This is a genomic window from Idiomarina sp. OT37-5b (assembly GCF_002968395.1).
In the GTDB taxonomy this organism is placed as follows: domain Bacteria; phylum Pseudomonadota; class Gammaproteobacteria; order Enterobacterales; family Alteromonadaceae; genus Idiomarina; species Idiomarina aquatica.
Genome location: NZ_CP027188.1, coordinates 245191 through 261580, shown reverse-complemented (window position 1 = coordinate 261580; position 16390 = coordinate 245191). Strand labels below are relative to the sequence as shown.

General features: G+C 50.6%; 15 protein-coding genes and 5 tRNA genes. 1 reads left to right on the top strand and 19 read right to left on the bottom strand.

Translation table 11 applies throughout. From position 1 onward, the window contains the following. Positions 1-45 precede the first annotated feature (45 nt). From rpoB to C5610_RS01215, 13 genes are all read right to left on the bottom strand, one after another. A complete protein-coding gene (gene rpoB, locus C5610_RS01280; protein ID WP_105305521.1) occupies positions 46-4074 on the bottom strand; it encodes a DNA-directed RNA polymerase subunit beta in 4029 nt (1342 codons plus the stop codon). A gap of 212 nt (positions 4075-4286) precedes the next feature. Beyond that, a complete protein-coding gene (gene rplL / locus C5610_RS01275; protein WP_105305520.1) occupies positions 4287-4664 on the bottom strand; it encodes a 50S ribosomal protein L7/L12 in 378 nt (125 codons plus the stop codon). Between the two features lie 53 nt (positions 4665-4717). Beyond that, a complete protein-coding gene (gene rplJ / locus C5610_RS01270; protein ID WP_105305519.1) occupies positions 4718-5236 on the bottom strand; it encodes a 50S ribosomal protein L10 in 519 nt (172 codons plus the stop codon). 255 nt (positions 5237-5491) lie between these two features. Next, on the bottom strand, positions 5492-6187 hold the full coding sequence (gene rplA / locus C5610_RS01265) for a 50S ribosomal protein L1 (protein WP_105305518.1): 696 nt from the start codon (positions 6185-6187) through the stop codon (positions 5492-5494). 3 nt (positions 6188-6190) lie between these two features. Then, positions 6191-6619 (bottom strand): 50S ribosomal protein L11, encoded by a 429-nt coding sequence (gene rplK, locus C5610_RS01260; RefSeq protein WP_105305517.1) that lies wholly within the window; start codon positions 6617-6619, stop codon positions 6191-6193. Positions 6620-6756: 137 nt separating this feature from the next. Further along, positions 6757-7296, bottom strand: a complete 540-nt coding sequence (nusG, locus tag C5610_RS01255) for a transcription termination/antitermination protein NusG (RefSeq protein ID WP_105305516.1) — start codon at positions 7294-7296, stop codon at positions 6757-6759. A gap of 1 nt (position 7297) precedes the next feature. Beyond that, positions 7298-7678, bottom strand: a complete 381-nt coding sequence (secE, locus tag C5610_RS01250) for a preprotein translocase subunit SecE (protein ID WP_105305515.1) — start codon at positions 7676-7678, stop codon at positions 7298-7300. Between the two features lie 53 nt (positions 7679-7731). After that, a tRNA-Trp gene (locus tag C5610_RS01245) sits at positions 7732-7807 on the bottom strand. Between the two features lie 346 nt (positions 7808-8153). Further along, positions 8154-9338: an elongation factor Tu gene (gene tuf / locus C5610_RS01235; protein WP_075610518.1), complete on the bottom strand. Its 1185-nt coding sequence runs from the start codon at positions 9336-9338 to the stop codon at positions 8154-8156. Between the two features lie 74 nt (positions 9339-9412). After that, positions 9413-9488 (bottom strand) — tRNA-Thr (locus tag C5610_RS01230). A gap of 13 nt (positions 9489-9501) precedes the next feature. Continuing rightward, positions 9502-9576: transfer RNA gene (locus C5610_RS01225), tRNA-Gly, on the bottom strand. 38 nt (positions 9577-9614) lie between these two features. Then, positions 9615-9699, bottom strand: a tRNA-Tyr gene (locus C5610_RS01220). A 16-nt stretch (positions 9700-9715) separates the two neighbouring features. Beyond that, positions 9716-9791: transfer RNA gene (locus C5610_RS01215), tRNA-Thr, on the bottom strand. 54 nt (positions 9792-9845) lie between these two features. Between C5610_RS01215 and C5610_RS01210 the strand changes: the two genes are divergently transcribed. Beyond that, on the top strand, positions 9846-10106 hold the full coding sequence (locus C5610_RS01210) for a hypothetical protein (RefSeq protein ID WP_105305513.1): 261 nt from the start codon (positions 9846-9848) through the stop codon (positions 10104-10106). A gap of 89 nt (positions 10107-10195) precedes the next feature. Here C5610_RS01210 and C5610_RS01205 read toward each other — a convergent pair whose 3' ends face one another. From C5610_RS01205 to miaA, 6 genes are all read right to left on the bottom strand, one after another. Further along, on the bottom strand, positions 10196-11491 hold the full coding sequence (locus C5610_RS01205) for an adenylosuccinate synthase (protein WP_105305512.1): 1296 nt from the start codon (positions 11489-11491) through the stop codon (positions 10196-10198). Between the two features lie 121 nt (positions 11492-11612). Beyond that, positions 11613-12506: a protease modulator HflC gene (hflC, locus tag C5610_RS01200; RefSeq protein WP_105305511.1), complete on the bottom strand. Its 894-nt coding sequence runs from the start codon at positions 12504-12506 to the stop codon at positions 11613-11615. After that, positions 12506-13666 carry an FtsH protease activity modulator HflK gene (hflK, locus tag C5610_RS01195; RefSeq protein WP_105305510.1) on the bottom strand — a complete coding sequence of 387 codons (1161 nt, stop codon included), beginning with the start codon at positions 13664-13666 and terminating at the stop codon, positions 12506-12508. The genes hflC and hflK overlap by 1 nt, the downstream gene beginning before the upstream one ends. Positions 13667-13720: 54 nt before the next feature. Beyond that, entirely contained in the window at positions 13721-15013 is a 1293-nt protein-coding gene (hflX, locus tag C5610_RS01190) for a ribosome rescue GTPase HflX (RefSeq protein WP_105305509.1), read from the bottom strand. 26 nt (positions 15014-15039) lie between these two features. Continuing rightward, positions 15040-15297: an RNA chaperone Hfq gene (gene hfq, locus C5610_RS01185; protein ID WP_105305508.1), complete on the bottom strand. Its 258-nt coding sequence runs from the start codon at positions 15295-15297 to the stop codon at positions 15040-15042. Between the two features lie 141 nt (positions 15298-15438). Next, complete coding sequence (gene miaA, locus C5610_RS01180) at positions 15439-16389, bottom strand: tRNA (adenosine(37)-N6)-dimethylallyltransferase MiaA (protein WP_105305507.1); 951 nt, start codon at positions 16387-16389, stop codon at positions 15439-15441. Between the last annotated feature and the right edge of the window lies 1 nt (position 16390).

Here is a 16390-nt window from a genome sequence, read left to right as displayed (position 1 = left end):
TCAGGGGAGTGCGAGCACTCCCCGAATTCATTCCGCAACAGCGTATTAGCCCTGTTCCAGCTCGATATTGATGCCCAGTGAGCGAATCTCTTTCAACAATACGTTGAAGGATTCAGGCATACCTGCTTCCATCTGCAGGTTATTATCAACGATGTTCTTGTACATCTTAGTACGACCGTTCACATCGTCCGATTTAACCGTCAGCATTTCCTGCAGGGTATACGCAGCACCATAAGCTTCCAGTGCCCAGACTTCCATCTCACCGAAACGCTGACCACCGAACTGTGCTTTACCACCCAGCGGCTGCTGAGTAACCAAGCTGTAAGAACCGGTAGAACGCGCGTGCATCTTGTCGTCAACCAAGTGGTTCAGCTTCAGCATGTACATGTAACCAACCGTTACATCACGCTCAAAACGCTCACCGGTACGGCCGTCGAACAAGGTGATTTGGCCTGATTCAGGGATATCTGCTAACTTCAACAGTTCCTTAATTTCAGCTTCTACAGCACCATCAAATGCTGGTGTTGCTGTCGGCAGACCGGCACGCAGGTTATTCGCCAAACGTAACACTTCGTCATCACTGAATTCCGCAATGTCGACCTTCTGACGGCAATCACCCAATGAGTAGACCTGCTGCAGGAAGTCACGAAGATCCTGCATCGCACGCTGTTGTTTCAGCATCTTATCAATCTTGATACCGATACCACGTGCCGCCATACCCAAGTGAGTTTCAAGGATCTGACCGATGTTCATCCGCGACGGTACACCCAATGGGTTAAGTACGATGTCGACCGGATTACCCTCGTCATCGTGTGGCATATCTTCGACCGGAATAATGGTCGAGATAACACCCTTGTTACCGTGACGTCCGGCAAGTTTGTCACCAGGCTGGATGCGACGTTTAACCGCAAGGTAAACCTTAACGATCTTCAGTACACCCGGCGCCAGGTCATCACCTTGAGTGATCTTGCGACGTTTGGTTTCGAACTTCTGATCGAAGTCTTCACGGATCTGCTGGTACTGCTCGGCGATCTGCTCTAACTGCTCTTGCGCGCTCTCGTCGCTCAGACCTTGCGTCAGCCAGTTGCTGCGATCCATGCTGGCCAGCTTAGCTTCATCAAAACCATTGGCCAGTAGCAGGTTACGGGCGCGGTTATAGATACCTTCTTCAAGGATCTTGAACTCTTCCGTTAAGTCCTTCTTAACCTTAGCCAGTTGCATCTCTTCGATGGCGATAGCGCGTTTGTCTTTTTCAACGCCGTCACGAGTAAATACCTGTACATCAATGACGGTACCATTAACGCCGTTTGGTACACGCAGCGAGCTGTCTTTTACGTCAGACGCTTTTTCACCGAAGATGGCACGCAATAGCTTCTCTTCCGGGGTCAGCTGAGTTTCACCTTTCGGTGTTACTTTACCAACCAGAATATCGCCGCCTTTAACTTCGGCACCGACATAAACCACACCGGCTTCGTCAAGCTTGCTCAGTGCTGATTCACCAACGTTTGGAATATCAGAGGTGATCTCTTCGGCACCCAGTTTGGTGTCACGAGCCACACAGTTCAATTCCTGAATGTGGATGGTGGTCATGCGGTCTTCCTGAGCGACACGCTCAGAAATAAGGATCGAATCCTCAAAGTTGTAACCATTCCAAGGCATGAAGGCTACGCGCATGTTCTGACCTAGGGCTAATTCACCCAGATCCGTCGACGGACCATCGGCCAGTACATCACCACGAGTTACCGGCTCACCAGGGTTAACCGTAGGCTTCTGGTTAATACAGGTGTTCTGGTTAGAACGGGTGTACTTGGTCAGGTTGTAAATATCGATACCCGCTTCTCCAGGTACCATTTCTTCTTCGTTAACCTTAACAACGATGCGTGCCGCGTCAACGTAGTCAACCACACCACCACGTTTAGCCACCACACAAACACCCGAGTCAACGGCGATGGTGCGCTCGATGCCTGTACCGACTAACGGCTTGTCCGCACGCAGCGTCGGAACCGCCTGACGTTGCATGTTTGAACCCATCAATGCACGGTTAGCGTCATCGTGTTCAAGGAACGGGATCATGCTCGCTGCGATCGATACGATCTGCTGCGGTGCAACGTCCATATACTCAACCTGTTCTTTACTGACCAGGGTGAATTCGTTCTTGTGACGGCAAGGAACCAAGTCTTCAACCAGCTTACCTTCGTCGTCAAGCGCTACGTTCGCCTGTGCGATAACGTAATTACCTTCTTCGATAGCGGACAAGTAAACCACATCATCGGTTACCTGACTGTTTTCGATGCGACGGTAAGGGGTTTCTAAGAACCCATATTCATTGGTGCGCGCAAAGGTCGATAGCGAGTTAATCAGACCGATGTTTGGACCTTCCGGAGTTTCGATAGGACACAGGCGACCATAGTGAGTCGGGTGTACGTCACGAACTTCGAAGCCGGCACGTTCACGCGTCAAACCACCCGGACCAAGCGCCGAGATACGACGTTTGTGGGTAACTTCTGACAACGGGTTGTTTTGGTCCATAAATTGCGACAGCTGGCTTGAGCCAAAGAATTCTTTGACCGCAGCGCTGATTGGTTTGGCGTTGATCAGGTCCTGAGGCATGGTGTTATCCAAGTCACCCAGTGACAAACGCTCTTTCACAGCACGTTCTACACGTACCAAACCAACGCGGAATTGGTTTTCCGCCATTTCGCCAACCGAACGGATACGACGGTTACCCAAGTGATCGATATCATCCACTTCATCAAGACCGTTACGGATCTCGATCAGCTTCTTCATCACTTCGATAATGTCTTCATTGGTCAGGGTGTTTGGACCGGTCAGGTCTTCACGACCCAAACGACGGTTAAACTTCATCCGACCTACGGTTGACAGATCGTAACGATCTTCGCTGAAGAACAGGTTGTCGAACAAGGCTTCAGCCGCGTCACGCGTGGGCGGCTCGCCCGGGCGCATCATGCGGTAGATTTCAACCAGCGCTTCCATACGGTTCGTTGTGCTATCAACACGCAACGTTTCGCTCATGTATGGACCGTGGTCGAGGTCGTTGACGAACAGGGTTTCAATTTTCTTGATGCCCGCTTCGCTTAATTTAGCGATCAGCTCTAAGGTCAGCTCGTCATTGGCATTGGCAACGATTTCGCCGGTTTTCTTGTCCGCGTAATCTTTAGCCAATACTTTACCGACCATGTACTCAACCGGTACTTCCAGTTCGGAAAGTTCAAGCTTTTCAAGTTGGCGAATATGACGTGCAGTAACACGACGGCCTTTTTCAACAATAACCTCACCATCAGGAGATTTGATGTCGAATTTGGCGGTTTCACCACGTAAACGCTCAGGCACCAATTGCATTTTTACTTTGGTCTTGAGAATTTCGAAATACGTGGTTTCGAAGAACATCTCGAGGATTTCTTCGGTTGTGTATTCTAGTGCACGTAAAATGATCGAGGCCGGCAACTTACGACGACGGTCAATACGCACAAATACGTTGTCTTTAGGATCAAATTCGAAATCAAGCCAGGAGCCACGGTAAGGAATAACGCGCGCGTTATACAACACTTTACCTGAGGAGTGTGACTTCCCTTTATCATGATCAAAGAACACACCCGGCGAACGATGCAGTTGTGACACGATGACGCGTTCGGTACCGTTGATGACGAACGTACCGTTCTCTGTCATCAGTGGGATTTCGCCCATGTACACTTCTTGTTCTTTGATGTCTTTAACTGTTCCAGCGGCTGCTTCTTTATCAAACAGAACCAGACGCAGTTTCACACGCAGTGGCGCAGAATACGTGATTCCGCGGATCTGACATTCTTCAACGTCGAACGCAGGCTCACCCATGTGGTAACTGACGTACTGCAGTTCCGCATTACCTGAGTAGCTGGCAATCGGAAAAACCGAACGAAAAGCTGCTTCCAGACCATTGTTAGCTTCTGGATCAACTTCAATAAATTTCTTAAATGAATCAAGCTGCATTGACAGCAAGTAAGGGACTTCCAGCACTTGTGGCCGTTTTCCAAAGTCCTTACGAATACGTTTTTTCTCTGAGTAGGAGTACGCCATGGGGTTCCTCAGCTAGCTGATTGATGACCCTAACCAACGAGTGGTTCGATGGTTAAATACAGAGTGTTAGTCTGTTGTTCCCGTTGTTCTGTACCGCTAACTTGTATCCCAACGACGGGCAAAAATGATACAAGCGTTAAAGCGCGAAAAGGCTGGTGGTCAATTAACCACCAGCCTAAGGCCGCTAGGCCAGATGTAGAGCTAAAGTTAAATTACTTAACTTCAACTTCCGCACCAGCTTCTTCAAGCTGCTTTTTCAGCTCTTCAGCTTCGTCTTTGCTTACGCCTTCTTTGACTGCTACTGGAGCAGACTCAACCATAGCTTTAGCTTCTTTCAAGCCAAGGCCAGTTGCGCCGCGTACTGCTTTGATCGCTGCAACTTTGTTGCTGCCTGCGCCTTTCAGTACTACGTCAAATTCAGTTTTCTCTTCAGCTGCTGCTTCGCCGCCAGCCGCTGGGCCAGCTGCTACTGCTACTGCTGCAGATGCGTCAACGCCGAATTTTTCTTCAGCTGCTTCGATCAGTTCAACCAGTTCCATAACTGGCATTTCAGCGATCGCGTTTAAGATATCGTCTTTAGTCAGAGCCATTACTCTAAACTCCTGGGTTGATAATTACAAAAAATGGTTTAAAAACCAACGTATTATTTAGCGTCTTTAATTGCCGCCAACGTACGCACAAACTTAGCAGGTACTTCGTTAACTGTTCTAACGAATTTGCTAACAGGTGCTTTGAAGGTGGCGAGCAATTTAGCCAATGCTTCATCACGAGTCGGAAGTGAAGCAACTGCGTCCAGTTTTTCTGGACCCATGATGCCATTACCGATCGACAGAGCCGTCACTTGCAGTTTCTTATTTTCTTTAGCGAAATCTTTGAACAAGCGAGCTGAAGCGCCCGGTGCGTCCAAAGAGAAGCCGTAAATAAGAGGTCCTTTAAGTGCATCCGCCATGTCGTCAAACTGAGTACCTTCGAAGGCACGCTTTGCAAGAGTATTACGTACAACTTTCACGAATACGCCTTGCTCACGAGCTTTCTTACGCAGCTCAGTCATGTCGGCAACTTCGATGCCTCGATATTCAGCAACGGTGACAGCTAGCGCGTTTGAAGCTACTTCGTTAACTTCCTTAACGATGGCCTTCTTTCCGGCTAAACCTATTGCCACTGATATCACCTCGTTTAAATTCGGGACCTAAGTCCCTCGTTACAAGTTAAGTGAGGTTACCCCCACCGCGTTGTCCCGGTGAATCTCTTACCCAGAGAGCCTGAGTCGGATATCACCATCTGCGTAGGAAATTAAGTGCCGCTATTCGATACTACTGAAATACTCGCGGTACACCTACGGTCTTGGATGAGAGCCTTGTGTCATTGTCTTTTGGACAACGGCACGGCAGCTCCAACCCACAAACCTTTACAGCAATTAACCGGCGCTTACCGTGCCTTGGTCAATGCTCACACCAGCACCCATCGTGGTAGACAGGCTGATGCGTTTAAAGTAAACACCTTTAGCAGAAGAAGGCTTCGCTTTCTTCAATGCTGCCAACAAGGCGTCTAAGTTTTCTTTCAATTTGTCGTTATCGAAGTCAACACGGCCGATGGTCGCGTGAACGATACCGTTTTTGTCGTTGCGATAGCGTACCTGACCGGCTTTAGCGTTTTTAACCGCTGTTGCCACGTCTGGTGTTACGGTACCGGTTTTCGGGTTAGGCATCAGGCCGCGTGGACCTAAGATTTGACCTAACTGGCCGACAACGCGCATCGCGTCTGGTGATGCAACAACAACGTCGAAGTTCATCTCGCCTTTCTTAACTTGCTCAGCAAGATCTTCCATACCTACGATGTCTGCACCAGCTTCTTGTGCTTTTGCTACGTTGTCACCTGAAGTGAACACAGCAACACGAACATCACGGCCAGTACCGTTAGGTAGTACAGTAGCACCACGAACGTTTTGGTCTGATTTACGTGCATCGATACCTAGGTTAACAGCAACGTCAACACTTTCAGTGAACTTGGCAGTAGCCAGTTCCTTCAACAGTGTGATTGCTTCGTTAACGTCGTAGTCACGGGCTTCAACTTTTTCGCGGATCAAACGAGCGCGTTTTGATAATTTAGCCATTGATTAGCCCTCCACATTTAGGCCCATCGCACGGGCAGAGCCGGCGATAGTACGAACTGCTGCGTCAAGGTCAGCGGCAGTCAGATCAGGTTCTTTCACTTTCGCAATTTCTTCTAATTGCGCACGAGTAACGGTACCCACTTTTTCAGTGTTAGGACGACCAGAACCGCTCTTGATACCGGCTGCTTTCTTCAGCAAGAAGGCTGCAGGAGGTGTCTTAGTGATGAACGTGAATGAACGATCTTCGAAAACTGTAATTTCTACAGGAACCGGTGCACCTTTTTCCAGGCTGTCGGTCTGTGCGTTAAACGCTTTACAGAATTCCATGATGTTAACACCATGCTGACCCAATGCAGGACCAACCGGTGGTGAAGGGTTAGCTGAACCAGCAGCTACCTGTAACTTGATGATGGCTGATACTTTTTTCGCCATGATTATCACCTCTGTTGTGGGTGTAACGCCTCGTAACTTGTCAGAGTCAAATTACTCAATCGGCTCCCCGTTAAAAAAGGACGCGAATTATAGGCGAATTCGCATCCACGATCAATGCCTTGTCGGCTATTTTTTACTCACGCTTTTTCGATCTGGCTGAACTCTAGCTCTACAGGCGTTGCACGACCGAAGATAGAGACCGATACCGTAACGCGACTTTTTTCGTAGTCGACTTCCTCAACGGTACCATTAAAGTCAGCAAACGGACCGTCGTTAACACGCACGACTTCGCCCGGTTCGAACAAGGTTTTCGGTTTCGGTTTGTCTTGTGAGTCTTGTAAGCGATCCAAAATCGCGTCAGCTTCACGCTTTGAAATCGGTGTAGGACGTTCACTGCTACCGCCGATGAATCCTAATACCCGTGGTACGCTTTTCACTAAGTGCCACGTTTCATCATCCATGACCATCTCAACCAGCACATACCCCGGGAAGAACTTACGTTCGCTCTTACGACGCACGCCAGCCTTCATTTCGACCACTTCTTCTTTTGGCACGAGTACTTCGCCAAATTTGTCTTCCAGGCCGTGCATTTTAATGTGTTCTTTCAGCGACTCAGCAACACGCGCCTCAAAACCGGAAAAAGCTTGTACAACGTACCAACGCTTCGTATCGCTCATATTAAATCTCCAATCCGGTTAAGAAACCAACCACGCGCACCAGAATGCCGTCTAAGCCCCAAAGGATAAGCGCAACGATAACCGTCGCCACAACGACAATCAACGTTGTCTGAGTGGCTTCCTGACGCGAAGGCCAAACCACTTTACGCACTTCTGTGCGGCTTTCTTTGGCAAACGACAGAAATTGCTGCCCTTTCGTTGTCATTGCTGCGGTAAAGCCCGCTAAGCCAACCAGAATCACTACACCAATCGCACGATAAAGCACGGAGATTTCTTCCGTGTAATAATGGTTGCCGCCAATAGCAACGACTAACAAGGCGATGGTAATGATCCATTTAACGCTATTTAAGGAACTGCTTTGCGTCTCGTTATTTGCGCTCATTCTAAAATCCTAATTGCGACTAGCCGTTTCGCTCAACGAACTTTCATAAAATCTGGCAGGGGCGGAGGGATTCGAACCCCCAACCGTCGGTTTTGGAGACCGCTGTTCTGCCATTGGAACTACGCCCCTATACTGTCCTGCGCCGAAGTAAGGGCTCAGGATTGGACGCGGTATTATACCTAAGACTGCGCGAAGCGCAACACTCACTTCGTTCGCGCCTGGCCCTCGCTGCGCTCGGTTGCTAGGCACCGGCTGCGCCGGTTTGCTTGGCGCGGCCAACCGCCGCTTGCTTGGCGCCTCGTGCTTCGCACTCGCTTGCTGTTAAAAAAAGCAAGTGCGCGCAGCGCACGCGCGGACAAGCCGCGTCAGCGGTGCCTGGCAAGTGAGCAACGCGAACGCCAGACATAAAAAAAACCCGGCCGAAGCCGGGTTTTTTTAGCAAGCGGTAGCTTGCGCCTCTGGCGCAAGATACTGCTTAGTCGATGATCTTAGATACAACACCTGCACCTACAGTACGACCACCTTCACGGATGGCGAAACGCAGACCTTCGTCCATCGCGATTGGAGCAATCAGCTCTACCACGAATTTCAGGTTGTCGCCTGGCATTACCATTTCTACGCCTTCTGGCAACTCTACCGCACCGGTTACGTCCGTTGTACGGAAGTAGAACTGTGGACGATAGCCTTTGAAGAATGGCGTGTGACGGCCACCTTCGTCTTTGCTCAGTACGTAGACTTCTGCTTCGAACTTAGTGTGCGGAGTGATAGTACCTGGCTTCGCCAATACCTGACCACGCTCTACTTCGTCACGCTTCGTACCACGCAGCAACGCACCGATGTTCTCACCTGCACGACCTTCGTCAAGCAGCTTACGGAACATCTCAACACCCGTTACGGTTGTCTTGGTGGTTTCTTTCATACCTACGATTTCACACTCGTCGCCAGTGCGGATGATCCCGCGCTCGACACGACCGGTGACTACCGTACCACGACCTGAGATCGAGAATACGTCTTCGATTGGCATGATGAATGGCTTATCGATGTCACGCTCTGGCTCTGGGATATAGCTGTCCAGGGCGTCTGCTAGTTCGATGATCTTCTTCGACCACTCTTCGTCACCTTCCAGTGCTTTCAGGGCTGAACCCTGGATTACCGGCAGGTCGTCGCCCGGGAATTCGTATTCTGATAACAGTTCACGAACTTCCATTTCTACCAGCTCTAACAGCTCTTCATCGTCAACCATGTCACATTTGTTCATGAATACTACGATGTAAGGTACGCCTACCTGACGTGACAGCAGGATGTGCTCACGAGTCTGTGGCATTGGGCCGTCTGTTGCTGCTACTACCAGGATTGCACCGTCCATCTGCGCCGCACCGGTGATCATGTTTTTAACATAGTCAGCGTGTCCTGGGCAGTCTACGTGAGCGTAGTGGCGTGCTGGAGTGTCATACTCAACGTGTGATGTTGAGATGGTGATACCACGCTCTTTCTCTTCTGGCGCGTTATCGATGGCTGCGAAGTCTTTCGCCGCACCACCGTATACTTTTGCCAAAACAGTTGTAATAGCAGCGGTCAGGGTAGTTTTACCGTGGTCAACGTGACCAATGGTGCCGACGTTTACGTGCGGCTTCGAACGTTCAAATTTTTCTTTAGACATTGCAGCCTCTCTAACAAAATTCTTTCGGTGTTTACCTTACGACCGGTGGTTTGTCAGATGGGCCAAATAAGAAATGGTGCTGATAGGCGGATTTGAACCGCCGACCTCACCCTTACCAAGGGTGCGCTCTACCAACTGAGCTATATCAGCACGGATTGTAGCTTGGAGCGGGTGGCGGGAATCGAACCCGCGTCATCAGCTTGGAAGGCTGAGGTAATAGCCACTATACGACACCCGCTGAACTATTTGGGCCACCTCAAAACCAAGGAAATTGCGTGGTGGAGGGGGCAGGATTCGAACCTGCGAAGGCTGAGCCGTCAGATTTACAGTCTGATCCCTTTGGCCACTCGGGAACCCCTCCCAAATGCAATTTGAATTGGTGCCGGCAGAGAGAGTCGAACTCCCGACCTACTGATTACAAGTCAGTTGCTCTACCAGCTGAGCTATGCCGGCACCCCGGTTAGGTGGAGCGCATTCTATGGTACTAATTTTGATAGTGCAATAGCTTTGCGCAAAAAAATTTATATTTTATGGTCAGTTGCTCAGTTTTTGACTTTTTCGCACAAAATCCCAGCAATTTTATCGCTGCCGCGATGGCCGTTTGTGCCTCCGGCACGGCTGTTTATTGCTACGCAATGGCTGTTTATCGCCTTCGGCGATGGCTGTTTGTTCGCTCGCTTTGCTTGCGTACGGCCTTTTGCGCCTGCGGCGCGGGAAAACATAAACACCCTCGCTTTGGGTTTTGCCGCCGCCCCAGGCGGCAAATAGCCGTAACCGCCGAAGGCAGGTTACAAACGGCCATCGCCGCAGGCGATAAAATGCCGCCCGGAACGGGCAAACGGCCGACGCCGCAGGCGTTAATTAAACGGGTGACGCAGGACGATCGTTTCCGCGCGATCCGGACCGGTGGAAATAATATCCACAGGTACGCCGGTCAAGGCTTCGATGCGAGCAATGTAGGCCAACGCTTCCGGCGGCAGTTCATTGTGCTGAGTCAGGCCAACGGTACTTTGCTGCCAACCTTTTAACGTTTCGTACACCGGCTCAACCACATCATAATCTTCTGCGGCAAGCGGTGGGTATTCGCTGATGGAACCGTCTGCCAACTTGTAACCCGTACAGATTTTCAACTCATCCAAGCCGTCGAGAACGTCAAGTTTGGTTAAGCAAAAACCACTGATTGAGTTAATTTGTACGGCGCGGCGCATCGCCACCACGTCTAACCAACCCGTACGGCGTTTACGCCCGGTCGTGGCACCAAATTCATGCCCTTTTACGCCAAGGTGTTCACCGACATCACAGTCCAGCTCGGTTGGGAACGGACCACTGCCGACACGGGTGGTATAGGCTTTGACAATGCCCAGAACGTAGTCGATGTAACGCGGACCAAAACCTGCGCCAGTAGCAACACCGCCGGCGGTGGTGTTGGACGACGTTACGTACGGATAAGTACCGTGGTCGATATCCAGCAAGGTACCCTGTGCGCCTTCAAACATGATCTTATCGCCGCGCTTGCGCGCTTGATCGAGAATCGCCGGTACGTCTGCGACCATCGGTTTCAGGACTTCAGCAAACTGCTTGCACTGCTGCAACACATCATCAAAGCTGATGGCATCGGTCTTGTAGTACTCGGTCAACGCGAAGTTATGGAAGTCGACCAGCTCTTTGAGCTTTTCGGCAAACCGTTCCGCGTTAAACAAATCGCCAACGCGCAGCCCGCGGCGTGCTACTTTATCTTCGTAGGCAGGACCAATACCACGTCCGGTGGTACCAATGGCTTCTTTGCCACGCGCTTTTTCGCGTGCCTGATCTAACGCAATGTGGAACGGCAGAATTAACGGGCAGGCTTCGCTGATGCGCAAACGCTCTTTCACCGGTACATCGCGCGCTTCCAGCATCGCCATTTCTTCCATCAGTGCTTCCGGCGACAACACCACCCCATTACCAATAATGCATTGCACATTGGAACGTAAGATGCCTGAAGGAATCAGGTGCAGGACGGTCTTTTCACCGTCGATGACCAATGTATGGCCGGCGTTGTGTCCACCTTGATAACGCACCACCAAAGTGGCCTTGTCCGTTAACAAGTCAACGATTTTACCCTTACCTTCATCACCCCATTGGGTGCCGAGAATGACGACGTTCTGACTCATGTTTGCCCCGCGTAAAAAAAAAGCGCGGCAATTCTAACCTGTTGCGGCGCTTTTGTACACGCGCATAAAAAAGCCCCGGGTGATTTTTTAATCACTACCGGGGCTTTTTCTCGACCAGGAACTAGTCTTCTAGCTGTCCCTGCATGTCCTGCAAGTACTTGAAGAAGTCGCTCTTGCCGTCCAGAACCAGTACATCGGTACCGGACTCAAACGACTTGGTGTAGGCTTCCATACTGCGGATAAAGGAGAAGAACTCAGGGTCCTGAGAATACGCGTCTGCGTAAATCTTAGCAGCCTGTGCATCACCTTCACCTCGCAGTTCACGCGACTGACGTTTGGCATCCGCCAACATTACGGTGACTCGTGCATCCACATCGGCGCGAATAAATTCCGCCTGCTCGCGACCTTCAGAGCGGTGCTCTGTTGCCACTGCCTGACGCTCAGCACGCATACGCTGATAGATCGACTGGCTGACTTCGTTTGGCAGGTTAATTTGCATCACCCGCACGTCAACCACTTCAACACCCAAGTCACTCGCGCTTTCAGCGCCTTTAATCAAGGCTTCACGCATCAGCTCATCACGTTCACCGGAAACGATGTCAGAGATGGTACGGCTACCGAATTCGCTGCGCAGACCACTGTTGATACGACGAGTCAGCAAGGCTTCCGCCTGCAACTTGTTACCGCCGTTGGTGCTCAGATAAAAGGTCGAAAAGTCGTTAATACGCCACATGACGTAGGTATCAACGATCAAGTCTTTCTTCTCACTGGTCACAAACCGATCCGGATCGCCATCCAGTGTCTGTAGACGAGCGTCCAAGCGTTTGACCGTTTCGATAAACGGAATTTTAAAGTGCAAACCCGGTTCAAATACCCGGGCTTCGCCGGTCTCGGCATCACGCTCAACTTTACCAAACTGGATAAGTATCGCGCGTTCGCCTTCTTTAACGACGTAAACCGATGACAGGCCGAGTGCAACAAGCACAACAACAATAATTGCAATTAGGTTTTTCATTAGTCTCGACCTCCACCACGATTGCTCGAACGGCCAGTACCTACCTCATTTGAGTTCATCGAGTTATTACTATTGCTCGAGCTCTCTAGCGGTACCCGCGACGGTGAGAACGATGTCACGTTACGTCCCTGCTTTTCCAGGATCTTGTCGAGTGGCAGATACATCATGTTGTTGCTACCTTCAACATCCACCAACACCTTAGGCGTTTTGCTGTACAGATCTTGTAAGGTATCCAGATAAATGCGTTCACGCGTTACCTGTGGTGCTTGTTTGTACTCCGGCAGTAACTCGTTAAAGCGAGCCACTTCACCTTGTGCTTCCAGGATAATCTGCTCCTTATACGCTTGTGCTTCTTGCAACATACGGCGAACCTGACCACGCGCCAAAGGCTCGACTTCACGTGCATAAGCTTCCGCTTCACGGATAAAGCGTTCTTCGTCTTCCTGCGCGGAGATAGCATCATCAAAGGCATCTTTTACCGCTTCCGGCGGACGTGCCGGCAACAGGTTAATGTCGACGATTTGCAAACCCATTTCATAAGGCATGACGGTACGCTCTAATAATTCCAGCGTTCTCGCACGAACGTCCTCACGACCGCGGGTCAGCACTTCATCCATGGTGGTATGACCGACAACATAACGCAGCGCACTGTCGGTTGCTTTCGACAGCACAGCATCAGCGTTAACCACGTTAAATAAGTAGTTGCGTGGGTCGACGACGCGATACTGAACGTCCAATTGCACAACGACCACGTTTTCGTCTTGCGTTAACATGAAGCCTTCGGTGCTGTCCGAGCGGATGTTGTTAACGTCCACGTGTTCCACGGTGTCGATAAAGACCGGACGCCAGTGCAATCCTGACTCAACCAGCGTGTGGAAATTACCAAACCGCAATACGACGCCACGATCCGCTTCCTTAACGGTGTAAAAGCCAGCAATAAACCAGACAATCAGAGCGATAATAGCGATTAAGCCAACGCCCTTTGCCGGAATCCCGGAGCTGCCGCCCGAGCCACCGCCTTTTTTGCCGCCAAAGCCGAATTTCGCAAACAGCTTGCGCAATGCTTCATCTAGATCAGGGGGGCCTTGATCATTTCCCCCTTGGTTTTTCCATGGGTCGCGGTCTTTATCACCGCCATTACCCGGTTGGTTCCAAGCCATGGACTACTCCACTTTAGTTTAAATACGCCAATTGTATCTTAGTAACAGTCTAAATTATCTTTGCCCATCTACAAACTGATCGAGCTGATAATCGTACTGCTTTTGTAATTTGCGCCAGTCAACGACCGACATTTTTATCGCAACATTCAGTTGCCCCGTCTCGTCAACGTGCTCAGCCGTGACACTGTTTAGGCTGTACAATGTACCACGTAGTTTACCCATCGACGGCGGTAATTTTAAGCGCAAATCGACCATTTGCTTACCCAGCCGCTCCTGCAACGCTTGCAGAATAAGCTCCAGCCCTTCCCCTTGTTGGGCTGAAACCCATACTCTGACCGGCTTGCCTTCATCATCGCGATCAATTTTCGGGGTAACGGCGTCGAGTTTATCGATTTTGTTGCAAATCATTAACTGCGGCACATCACCGGCGTCAATCTCGGTCAATACTTCGGTAACCTGATCAACGTTATCTTCGTGGTGTTCATCGGCAATATCGACGACATGCAGCAACAAGGTTGCATCTTGTGTTTCTTGTAAGGTCGCCTTAAATGCTGCCACCAGATCGTGTGGCAGATGACGAATAAACCCAACGGTATCCGCCAGGATAACAGTGCCAACCTCATCCACCTCGATTTTTCGAAGGGTCGGGTCAAGGGTGGCGAACAGCTGATCTGCCGCATAAACGTCGGAGCTACAGAGCTTGTTAAACAGCGTTGATTTACCGGCGTTGGTATAACCTACCAGGCTCACGGTCGGAATTTCTGCACGCTGCCGGGCTCGTCGTCCCTGCTCGCGTTGCTTCTGCACCTTTTCCAGCCGCTTAAGAATGTTTTTGATGCGCCCACGAATCAACCGACGGTCGGTTTCCAACTGGGTCTCACCGGGGCCGCGCAGGCCGATACCGCCTTTTTGACGCTCAAGGTGCGTCCAGCCGCGTACCAACCGGGTCGAGATGTGTCGCAACTGCGCCAGCTCAACCTGTAACTTACCTTCGTGAGTTCGTGCGCGCTGGGCAAATATATCGAGAATCAAGCCGGTACGATCAAGCACACGGCACTGACAAATTTTTTCGAGGTTACGTTCCTGCGTCGGAGACAATGCGTGATTAAAAATGACAATGCTGGCTTGCGTTTCCTTCACCAGCTCTGCGATTTCCTCGGCCTTACCACTGCCAACAAAGTATTTTGGACTCGGGGAACTGCGCGCAGCAGTCACCACGCCGAGTGTTTTTACACCTGCTGAGTCGGCGAGTAATTGTAATTCCGAGAGGTCTTCGCGGTCGACTTCGGCGGGTAAGTCCATATGGACCAATATAGCGTAATCGCCACCTTCATATCTGTCGAACAAGTTTGAGAGACCTCCTGCTTAAGTGATTATTCCGGTGCGTCAGCTAAATCCTGCGAGTTCTGCTGAGGCAAATAATTTTGTGGAATGCGCGCGGGCACAACCGTTGAGATTGCATGCTTGTAGACCATCTGACTGACTGTGTTTTTCAGTAACACGACGAACTGGTCAAAGGATTCAATTTGCCCCTGCAACTTGATGCCGTTTACCAAATAAATTGAAACGGGTATACGTTCTCTACGTAATGCGTTTAAAAAGGGGTCTTGTAGTGTTTGTCCCTTAGCCATGCTGGATTCCTTATTCTCGTTATTTATATCCAAGGTCTTTTAAAAAGGCGTCGTATTACAAGCAAGTACGACTCACATCTACCCTAGACCAGTCATTAATTTTTGCAACATAAATCTTATCTATGGGCGGATCGTAAAACTTCAATGCTGGTCAGGAAATCTTTTTGCCGGCTGCTGTAATGCTGCGGCAACCCGGGTTGACAGATCGGTGGCGCCCGTTTCCAACCATTGCACATCAGGCCAGCCCCGGAGCCAGGTTAATTGACGCTTAGCGAGTTGTCGGGTGGCAATAATACCGCGCTCACGCATGGTTTGATAATCATAGTCACCGGCAAGATACGACCACATTTGTCGATAACCGACGCAGCGAACGGACGGTAGATCCGGATGCAGATCGCCACGCTCATACAGCGCACGCACTTCAGCTTCGAATGGTTGCGCCAGCATTTCATCAAAACGCTGCTCGATGCGCTGATGCAACTGCTGACGCTCGCGCGGGGCGATGGCAAATTGATACAGCGGATACGGCAACCGGCCTTCCCGAGCTTGCGTCAGTTCCGTTAAGGTTTTTCCTGACACTCGGTAAACTTCCAGCGCACGCAGCGTTCGTTGCGGGTCATTAGGATGAATACGAGCGCCACTTGGCGGGTCGATGTGGCTTAACTGCTGATGCAGGTGCGCCAGTCCATACTGCGCCAACTCGTCGGTCAGTTGCTGTCGTACCGCCGCATCCGACTCAGGCAATTTCGACATTCCTTCCAACAGCGCTTTAAAATACAGCATGGTACCACCGACCAATAATGGCACCTTGCCGCGGCTGAGAATGTCCTCAATACACTGCGTTGCATCACGCTGAAACTCCGCGGCGGAATAGCTTTCTGCGGGGTCACAAATGTCGATCAAATGATGAGGGACCTGATTCAGTTCTTGCGCCGTAGGCTTGGCCGTACCTATATCCATACCACGGTATATCAGCGCCGAATCAACCGAGACGATCTCGCACGGTAGTTGCTCACTCAACGTCAACGCCAGCGCGGTTTTACCGGCGGCGGTCGGGCCGTATAAACAGATCACAAAAGGGTTTGGTTTCATT